5 protein-coding genes are annotated in these 9,177 nt (G+C 71.6%); all 5 read right to left on the bottom strand.

The features are described 5' to 3' along the window. Window positions 1-42 precede the first annotated feature (42 nt). Window positions 43-4,989, bottom strand: coding sequence for an NAD-glutamate dehydrogenase (locus tag ACFU7Y_RS33030; protein WP_224282725.1), 4,947 nt, complete (start codon window positions 4,987-4,989; stop codon window positions 43-45). A 285-nt stretch (window positions 4,990-5,274) separates the two neighbouring features. Next, a complete protein-coding gene (gene pruA / locus ACFU7Y_RS33025) occupies window positions 5,275-6,900 on the bottom strand; it encodes an L-glutamate gamma-semialdehyde dehydrogenase (protein WP_224282726.1) in 1,626 nt (541 codons plus the stop codon). Window positions 6,901-7,040: 140 nt separating this feature from the next. After that, window positions 7,041-7,697 carry an HAD family hydrolase gene (locus ACFU7Y_RS33020; protein ID WP_224282724.1) on the bottom strand — a complete coding sequence of 219 codons (657 nt, stop codon included), beginning with the start codon at window positions 7,695-7,697 and terminating at the stop codon, window positions 7,041-7,043. A gap of 47 nt (window positions 7,698-7,744) precedes the next feature. Further along, a complete protein-coding gene (locus ACFU7Y_RS33015) occupies window positions 7,745-8,254 on the bottom strand; it encodes a DUF6912 family protein (RefSeq protein ID WP_224282723.1) in 510 nt (169 codons plus the stop codon). A 115-nt stretch (window positions 8,255-8,369) separates the two neighbouring features. Next, on the bottom strand, window positions 8,370-9,177 hold an 808-nt coding region (locus tag ACFU7Y_RS33010; protein WP_380770579.1), incomplete at its 5' end, for a patatin-like phospholipase family protein.

The following is a 9,177-nucleotide window of genomic DNA, read 5'->3' as shown; positions in this document are numbered from 1 at the left end:
GCCCGCGTCCGTGGACGCGGGCCCCTCCGGTGCAGCCGTCCGTCAGCGCATCGAACCGGTGCGCAGCAGGGTGCGGATGACGCGCATCGCGACCGAGAGGCTGGACAGCTCGTAGTTGTCCGAACCCCTTATGTCGTCGAGGGTGCTCTTGGCGCGCTTCAGCAGGGTCCCGTTGAGCTCGGCCCAGGCGGTGTACCGCTCCTCCGGGGTGGCGCCCTCGGGACCGCAGGCCAGGATGTCGGCGGTCAGCGCCGCGTGCGCCGCGAAGAGCTCCTCGCGGATCGCGGCCCGGGCCATCGACGACCAGCGGTCGGTGCGGGGCAGCTCGATGATGCGGTCGAGCAGGTGCGAGATCTGGAGCCGGTCGCCCAGGTCGTAGTAGAGGTCGGTGACCTCGGCGACGTCCTTGCCGGAGCGGTCCGCGACCTCGGCGATGTCCAGGGTCGGGAAGACCGAGGAGAGGCCGGCGATCCGCGTGGCCAGCTCCTCCGGCACCCCGGCCTCGGCGAGCTCGTCGTACACCGACTCGAACCAGGCCAGGTCCTCGCCGCGCAGCGGCTTGGGCAGCGAGGCCCAGACCTGGTTGACCCGGTCGTGGAAGAACTCGATGGTGCCGGCGATGTCGAGCGGCTGGCGGCGGTTGTTGAGCATCCACCGGGTGGCGCGCTCGACCAGGCGCCGCGAGTGCAGCCGCATCTTGGTCTGCACCCGGGCCGGGACCTTGTTGTCCAGGTCCTCGATCTCGGCCCAGATCTGCTCCAGGTCGAAGACGGCCCGCGCGGCGGTGTGCGTCCGGGCGATCTCCTCGTAGGTCGCGCCGGTCTCCTCCTTCAGGCGGAAGGCGAAGGTGCAGCCACCGCGGTTGATCGTGTCGTTGACGATCAGCGTGGTGATGATCTCGCGGCGCAGCGCGTGGTTGTCGATCGCGTCGGCGAACTTCGCCCGCAGCGCGCTCGGGAAGTACTCGTGCAGCGCGGTGCGGAAGAACGGGTCGTCCGGCAGCTCGGTGGCCAGCAGCTCCTCGGCCAGGATGATCTTGGTGTACGCGAGCAGGACGGACATCTCGGGCTGCGAGAGGCCCCGGCCGCTCTGCTGGCGCTCACGGATCTGGCGCTCGGTGGGCAGGAACTCCAGCGTCCGGTCCAGCTGGCCGGCCGACTCGAAGCGGTTGATCATCCGGGCGTGCACGTTGACCATGCTGTGCGCCTGGGCGACGGCGTTGGCCAGCACCACGTTCTGCGCGTAGTTGTTGCGCAGCACCAGGTGGCCGACCTCGTCGGTCATCTCGGCCAGCAGGGTGTTGCGCTGCTTGACCGTCATGTCGCCCTCGGCGACGACCTGGTTGAGCAGGATCTTGATGTTGACCTCGTGGTCCGAGGTGTCCACACCGGCGGAGTTGTCGATCGCGTCGGTGTCGATCCAGCCGCCGGCGCCCTCCGGACCGCCGGTGGCCGCGTACTCGATGCGGCCGAGCTGGGTGCAGCCGAGGTTGCCGCCCTCGCCGATGACCCGGGCCCGGACCTGCTCGCCGTTGACCCGGATGGCGTCGTTGGACTTGTCGCCGACCTCGGCGTTGGTCTCGGTGGAGGCCTTGACGTAGGTGCCGATGCCGCCGTTCCAGAACAGGTCGACCGGAGCCTGGAGGACCGCCCGCATCAGCTCGGCCGGGGTCAGGCGGCTCTCCTCGACACCGAGGGCCGCGCGGACCTGCGGGGTCAGCTGGATCGACTTGGCGCTGCGCGGGAAGACCCCGCCGCCGGCCGAGATCAGCGACTTGTCGTAGTCGTCCCAGGAGCTGCGCGGCAGCTCGAACAGGCGGCGGCGCTCGGCGTAGGAGGCGGCCGCGTCCGGGTTCGGGTCGAGGAAGATGTGGCGGTGGTCGAAGGCGGCGACCAGGCGGATGTGCGAGCTGAGCAGCATGCCGTTGCCGAAGACGTCGCCGGACATGTCGCCGATGCCGATGACGGTGAAGTCCTCGGTCTGGGTGTCGACGCCGAGCTCGCGGAAGTTGCGCTTGACCGACTCCCAGGCGCCGCGGGCGGTGATGCCCATGCCCTTGTGGTCGTAGCCGGCCGAGCCGCCGGAGGCGAACGCGTCGCCCAGCCAGAAGCCGTAGGACTCGGCGACGCCGTTGGCGATGTCCGAGAAGGTCGCGGTGCCCTTGTCGGCGGCGACGACCAGGTAGGTGTCGTCCTCGTCGTGGCGGACCACGTCGGCCGGGTGCACGACCTCGCCGCCGACCAGGTTGTCGGTGATGTCGAGCAGCGCCGAGATGAAGGTCTTGTACGAGGAGACGCCCTCGGCCAGCCAGGCATCGCGGTCGACCGCCGGGTCCGGCAGCTGCTTGGCGACGAAGCCGCCCTTGGCGCCGACCGGGACGATGACGGTGTTCTTGACCATCTGCGCCTTGACCAGGCCCAGGATCTCGGTGCGGAAGTCCTCGCGCCGGTCGGACCAGCGCAGACCGCCGCGGGCGACCTTGCCGAAGCGCAGGTGGACGCCCTCGACCTGCGGCGAGTAGACCCAGATCTCGAACGCCGGGCGCGGGGCCGGCAGCTCCGGGATGGCCTTCGGGTCGAACTTCATCGACACGTAGGAGTGCCACTCGCCGGAGACGGCGTGCTGGAAGAAGTTGGTCCGCAGGGTGGCCTTGATGAGGTTCAGGAAGGAGCGCAGGATGCGGTCCTCGTCCAGCGAGACGACCTCGTCGAGGGCGCCGGCCAGCTCCTCCAGGATGCCCTCGGTCAGCTCCAGGGCGCCCGAACGGTGGCTCGGGCTCAGCCGGGCCTCGAACAGGTTGACCAGCAGCCGGGTGGTGTGGGTGTTGTTGCGGAGCGCGTCCTCCATGTAGTCCTGGGAGAACGTGGAGCCCGCCTGGCGCAGGTACTTGGCGTACGTGCGCAGCATCATCGCCTGGCGCCAGGTCAGCCCGGCGGTCAGCACCAGCTCGTTGAAGCCGTCGTTCTCGGCCTTGCCGGTCCAGGTCGCGGCGAAGGTCTCCTGGAAGCGCTCGCGGGCCTCGTCGGTGAGCTCGGTGGCCTCGCGCAGCTTCAGGCCGAAGTCGTAGACCCACGCGGTGGTGCCGTCGGAGCGGCGCAGCGCGTACGGGTGCTCGTCCAGCACCTCGACGCCCAGGCGCTGGAGCACCGGCAGGACCTCGGTGAGCGAGATCGGGCCGCCGACCCGGTAGATCTTGAAGCGGCGCTCGTCGTGGCCGGCGCCGACCGGCTGGTACAGGTTCAGGCGGAAGTCGCCCTCGCCGTGCAGCGACTCGATCTGCTTGATGTCGGCGACGGCGGTGCGCGGCGGGAAGTCGGCGCGGTAGCCGTCGGGGAAGGCGTTGGCGTACTTGTGGCCGAGCTCGGCGGCCTTCTCCTCGCCCAGTTCGAGGTGCAGCTGGTCGTGGAAGCCGTCCATCCAGAACCGGGCGGCCTCGGCCAGCCGGTTCTCGATCCGCTCGATGTCGGAGTCGGTGAGGTGCGGCAGCTCGGTGCCCGGGGCGACCCGGACCACGAAGTGCAGGCGGGTCAGCACCGACTCGGTGGCGTACACCGTGTAGTCGATGGTGGCGCCGTTCAGCTCCTCCTTGAGGATGTCGGTGAGCAGCAGCCGGATGCGCGTGGTGTAGCGGTCGCGCGGCAGGTAGATGAACGCCGAGAAGTAGCGCCCGTACTCGTCCTGGCGCAGGAAGAGCCGCAGCTTGCGGCGCTCCTGGAGGTAGAGCACGCTCGTCGCGATGGAGAGCAGCTCGGAGGCCGGGGTCTGGAAGATCTCGTCCCGCGGGAAGGTCTCCATGATCTGGAGCAGGTCGCGGCCGTCGTGGCTCTCGCTGGAGAAGCCGGACTCCCCCAGCACCGCCTGGACCTTGCGGCGCACGACCGGGATGCGGGTGACCGACTCGGTGTAGGCGGCGGAGGAGAACAGGCCGAGGAAGCGGCGCTCGCCGACCGGCTCGCCGGCGGCGTTGAACTTCTTCACGCCGACGTAGTCCAGGTAGGCCGGGCGGTGCACGGTGGCACGGCTGTTGGCCTTGGTCAGGACGAGCAGCTTCTTCTCGTGGGCCTTGGCGCGCACCGGCGCGGAGAGGCGGCCGAAGGCCTCGCTGACCGCGTGGTGGGCGTCGTCGTGGCTGTGCGGGTCGGAGCGCAGGATGCCCAGGCCCGTCCCGGCGACGGCCTTGAGGACCTCCTCGCCCTCGTGCTCGACCAGGTCGTACTCGCGGTAGCCGAGGAAGGTGAAGTGGTCGTCGGCGAGCCAGCGCATCAGCTCCCAGGCCTCGCCGACCTCCTGCTCGGGCAGGCCGGCCGGGGGCTGCTCGGCCAGCTCGTCGGCCAGGCGCAGCGCGCTCTCGCGCATCTTCGTCCAGTCCTCGACGACCTCGCGGACGTCGCCGAGCACGCGGCGCAGGTCGGCCTCGATGGAGCGCAGGTCCTCGCGGTCGGTCTCGCGGTCGATCTCGATGTGCATCCACGACTCGACCGTCGCGTCGGCGGGCCACTCGGTGCCGGCGGCCAGGCTGCGGGAGCAGGCGTCGACGTCCAGGATCTCCAGCAGCTTGCCGGTGATGTCACGGCGGACGACCAGCTGGGGGTGGATCACGATGTGGATCGCGCGGTCCTGGCGGGACAGCTCGTTGGTGACGGAGTCGACCAGGAAGGGCATGTCGTCGGTGACGACCTCGACCACGGTGTGGCCGCAGGACCAGCCGTTCTCCTCGACCGAGGGGGTGTGGACCCGCACCTCGGCGGTGCCCTGCGGGCGCTTGAGGCCCAGGCGGTAGTGGGAGGCGGCCGCGCCGTAGACGTCGACCGGGTCGCGGTCGACCAGGTCCTCGGGCGCGGTGTGGAGGTAGTAGTGGTGCAGGTACGCGGTCAGAGCGCCGTTGCTCAGACCCTCCCCCGGCGCCGCTCCCCCCACCTGGCTGTTCTCAGCGGCTGCGGCTGCCTTCTTGAGCAGTTCGGCCTTGGCTGCGTCCAGCTTGGTCTGCATGACTTCTTGGCTCCTGTCGCGCGCCGTTGCGTGACTCGGTGGTGTGTGGATGTACACCGACGGGTCACCGCAATCCTGCCGCACCATCCGACTGAAAGGGGCTCATGGCACGCATGAAACGCCCGCCCAGCGGGTAGGACGTCTCATTCGTCCTGCGAGCCACCCGACGACGCCAGCCAGCCTAACCGGATCAATCGAAGGTGGACAGGGACAGGTAGGCGCAAACCCGCAGGATGTCGGGTCCGTCCTGGACACCATGTCCAAACCGGAGCCTGGTGTTCACTCTCAGCCCATGTGCGGGTGACGGTGGTGCGTCGGCGGGACGAATGTCTCCTTGATCGACCGGGCCGAGGTCCAGCGGAGCAGGTTCTGCGCGGCGCCCGCCTTGTCGTTGGTGCCGGAGGCCCGGCCGCCGCCGAAGGGCTGCTGGCCGACGACGGCTCCGGTGGGCTTGTCGTTGATGTAGAAGTTCCCCGCGGTGAAGCGCAGCTCCTCGACGGCCTGGGCGATGGCGTAACGATCCTGCGCGATCACCGAGCCGGTCAGCCCGTACGGGGCGCCGCCGTCGACCCGGCGGAGCACGTCGTCCCAGCGGGAGTCCTCGTAGACGTGGACGGCGAGGATCGGGCCGAAGTACTCGGTCCGGAAGATCTCGCCCCGGTGGTCGGAGGAGACCAGGACGGTCGGCCGGACGAACCAGCCGATCGCGTCGTCGTACTGCCCGCCGGCCGCCAGTTCGATCGTCGGATCGGCCTTCGCCCGCTCGATGGCGTCCCGGTTCTTCTCGAAGGCGCGCCGGTCGATCAGGGCGCCCATGAAGTTGGACAGGTCGGTCACGTCGCCCACCGCGAGCGCGTCCACCTCGGCCAGGAAGTCGTCCTTGATCTTCTGCCAGAGGCTGCGCGGCAGGTAGGCCCGGGAGAGCGCCGAGCACTTCTGGCCCTGGTACTCGAAGGCCCCGCGGATCAGCGCGGTCCTCAGGATCTCCGGGTCGGCCGAGCGGTGGGCCAACAGGAAGTCCTTGCCGCCGGTCTCGCCGACGATCCTGGGGTACGTGCGGTACCCGCCGATGTTGGCGCCGACGGTCTGCCACAGGGACCGGAAGGTGGCGGTGGAGCCGGTGAAGTGCAGCCCGGCGAACGCCGGGTCGGCCAGTGCGACCGGGGAGACCTGGAGGCCGTCCCCGGTGACCAGGTTGATCACCCCGGGCGGCAGGCCGGCCGCCTCCAGCAGCCGCATCAGGTGGTACGCGGCCAGGGTCTGGGTCGGCGCGGGCTTCCAGACCACGGTGTTGCCCATCAGCGCGGGGGCGGTCGGCAGGTTGCCGGCGATCGCGGTGAAGTTGAACGGGGTGATCGCGTAGACGAAACCTTCCAGCGGACGGTGGTCCGTGCGGTTCCACACGCCGGGCGAGGAGATCGGCTGGTCGGCCAGGATCTGCCGGGCGAAGTGGACGTTGAACCGCCAGAAGTCGATCAGCTCGCAGGCGGAGTCGATCTCGGCCTGCTGCGCGGTCTTGGACTGGCCGAGCATGGTGGCCGCGTTGAGCGTCTCCCGCCAGGGTCCGGCGAGCAGGTCGGCGGCGCGCAGGAACACCGCCGCGCGGTCGTCGAAGGAGAGCGAGCGCCACTGCCGCCCGGCGGCCAGCGCCGCGTCCACCGCCGCCCGGGCGTCCTCCCGGGTGGCGTTGCCGAGCACGCCCAGCTTGGCGGCGTGGTGGTGCGGCTGGACGACCTCGATCCGCTCACCGCCGCCGAAGCGCTGCTCGCCCCCGACGGTCATCGGCAGCGGGACCTGCTCGGCCGCCAGCTCGTCCAGCCGCCGGACCAGCCGGTCCCGCTCCGGGCTGCCGGGCGCGTACGCGTGCACCGGCTCGTTGACCGGGACCGGCACCTCGGTGACTGCGTCGATGGGCATGGCGGCTCCGTCCTGGCGGCTGGTCGGGTGTGACACCAGCCTGACCAGCCGGGGCGCGATCCGCCCGTTCAGACACGCGGATGGCGGACGTGGCGCCCGCCACGTCCGCCCGGGCGGGCGGACGGGCCCGAGGGTCAGCCCGCGATCCGGCCGGCCAGCTCGACCGCCTCGGCCAGGCTGTCCACCACCGGGACGCCGACCGGCTCCAGCTTCTCCCGGGTGTGCGAACCACCGGTGTAGAGCACCGCGTGGGCGCCCGCGCCGAGCGCCGCCAGGGCGTCGTCCGCGGCATCGCCGATCAGCACCGTACGGGCCGGGTCCACCCGCTCGCCGAGCGCGGCCAGGTGCCGGGTCAGGTGCTCCGCCTTCTGCCCGCCGGACGGGCCGCTGCGGCCGTCCACCCGCAGGAAACCGCCGGTCAGTCCGAAGGTGTCGACCAGCGGCACCAGCTCCGCGTGGTCGTACATCGACAGCAGGGACTGGCTGTTCCCGGCCTCCCGCCAGCCGTCCAGCAACTCGCGCACGCCCTCGGTCAGCCCGCAGGACGGACTGAGCTCCCGGTAGCGGTCGTGGAACGCGTCGTCGAGCCTCAGCCACTCCTCCGCGGAGGGCATCCGGCCGAGCAGCCGCTGATAGAACCGCGGGATCGGGATCTCGTACTGCTCGCGGTACTCCTGAAGGGTCATCGGCCCGATGCCGACGGTCGCGAAGGCGGCATTGCTCGCCCCGAGCACGGCTTCCATGTCATGGAAGAGCGTGCCGTTCCAGTCCCAGACGATGTGAGTGCGCACGGGGTGAAACGGTAACCCGGACGGGCGACACGCCGGTAGGACGGAACTCACGCGAGCAGGGACGGGATCTCCTGGGTCGCGTACCAGAGCAGGTCGTGGTCCTCGGCGCCGTCCACGGTGAACTGGGCGTCCTGGTCGCCCGCGTCGGCCGCGGCCACCGCCGCCACCGCCGCCGCGACGTCGGTGACCACCTCGTCGTCGGCCACGTCGGCGTGCACCGCGGCCGCCTTGGCCAGCCGCACCGCGCCTGCCAGCACCACCCGGCCGAGCGAGGCCTGGTCCTGGTACTCGTCGCCCGGGAAGGGCCGCACCGACGCGTCGGCCACGTCCAGCGCCACCACCACCCGGCGGCGCGGGGCCTGCGGGTCGCCCGCCAGCAGCCGCAGGGAGGACTGCGCGGCCCGGTTCAGCGCCGCGTACTCCAGTTCCTCCAGGTCGTCGCTGACGTACCACTCGCGCAGCGCGGGCGTCACGGCGTACGCGGCGGACTGCTCCAGGGAGCCGCCCTCGTGCGCCGCCGCCAGGCCGGTCAGGGTGGTGGGCACGTACACGCGCATCGGTGGCACTCTCCGGTTCGTCCAGCGGGGTTCGTCCAGCGGCACAGATTCTCCAGCGCCCCAAGAATAAGCGCCGCCGGGCCGCCCGTGATCACCTCCGCCCCGGGGCGGGCGCTCACCGCTGGGCCCGCAGGGCCTCCCGGCTGGTGCGCAGCGCGCTCTCCAGGACGGCGCCGCGGCGGGCCGGGTCCATCATGTTCGGGCCCATCACCGCGAGGTCCGCCAGGGTCGGCGCGAGCAGCCGCACCCGGACGCCCTCGGCCCGCAGCAGCGCGGCCTCGCGCAGCAGCTGCCGGGTGACGGCGTGGCGGTAGCGGCTGACCAGCTGGGCGAGCACGCCGCGCGGGCGGTCCCGGGCGCGCCACTCGCGCAGGGCGACCAGGGCGTCGCGGCCGCTCCCGAGCCGCCCCTGCTCCCCGGCCCGCCCCTGCCGGGGGTCCAGCCGCAGGGCCATCGGGGCGATCACGTACACCTCGTCCAGCCCCCGGCCGAGCATCAGGTCGGCGTTGGTGGCGGACCAGCAGCCGCCGTCCACGTACGCCGAGCCGTCCAGCCGCACCGGCGCGAACCAGCCGGGGATCGCGCAGGAGGCCATCACGGCCTCGGGCACCGGGACGGCCGGGGCACCCGGGTCGCCGAAGACCACCCGGCGGCCGCTGCGGTAGTCCACGGCCACCACGCGCAGCGGCGGTCCCCCGTCGCGGGGCCCCGGCAGCCCGCCGGTGCCGGGCGGTTCACCTTCACCGGGCGGTTCGCCGGTGCCGAACAGGCCGCGCACCAGCTCACCGACCGGCGCCAGCGAGCCGCGGCCGTGCGGCGCGATCGCCGAGACCATGGTCAGCAGCGGGTACTCGCGCGGGTGCCGGACGGCGTCGCGCAGCAGACTGGGCGAGCCGATGCCAGCCCGGGGGCGCGGCGGCAGC

It is taken from the genome of Kitasatospora sp. NPDC057542 (assembly GCF_042801945.1).
Classification (GTDB): Bacteria; Actinomycetota; Actinomycetes; order Streptomycetales; family Streptomycetaceae; genus Kitasatospora.
The sequence above is the reverse complement of the archived record's forward strand: the minus strand, read 5'-3'. Positions and strand labels throughout refer to the sequence as shown.

Bases quoted from the DNA above. Each gene is read 5' to 3' on its own strand.
- ACFU7Y_RS33030 (WP_224282725.1), bottom strand. From the start codon at position 4,989: ATGCAGACCAAGCTGGACGCAGCCAAGGCCGAACTGCTCAAGAAGGCA.
- ACFU7Y_RS33015 (WP_224282723.1), bottom strand. From the start codon at position 8,254: ATGCGCGTGTACGTGCCCACCACCCTGACCGGCCTGGCGGCGGCGCAC.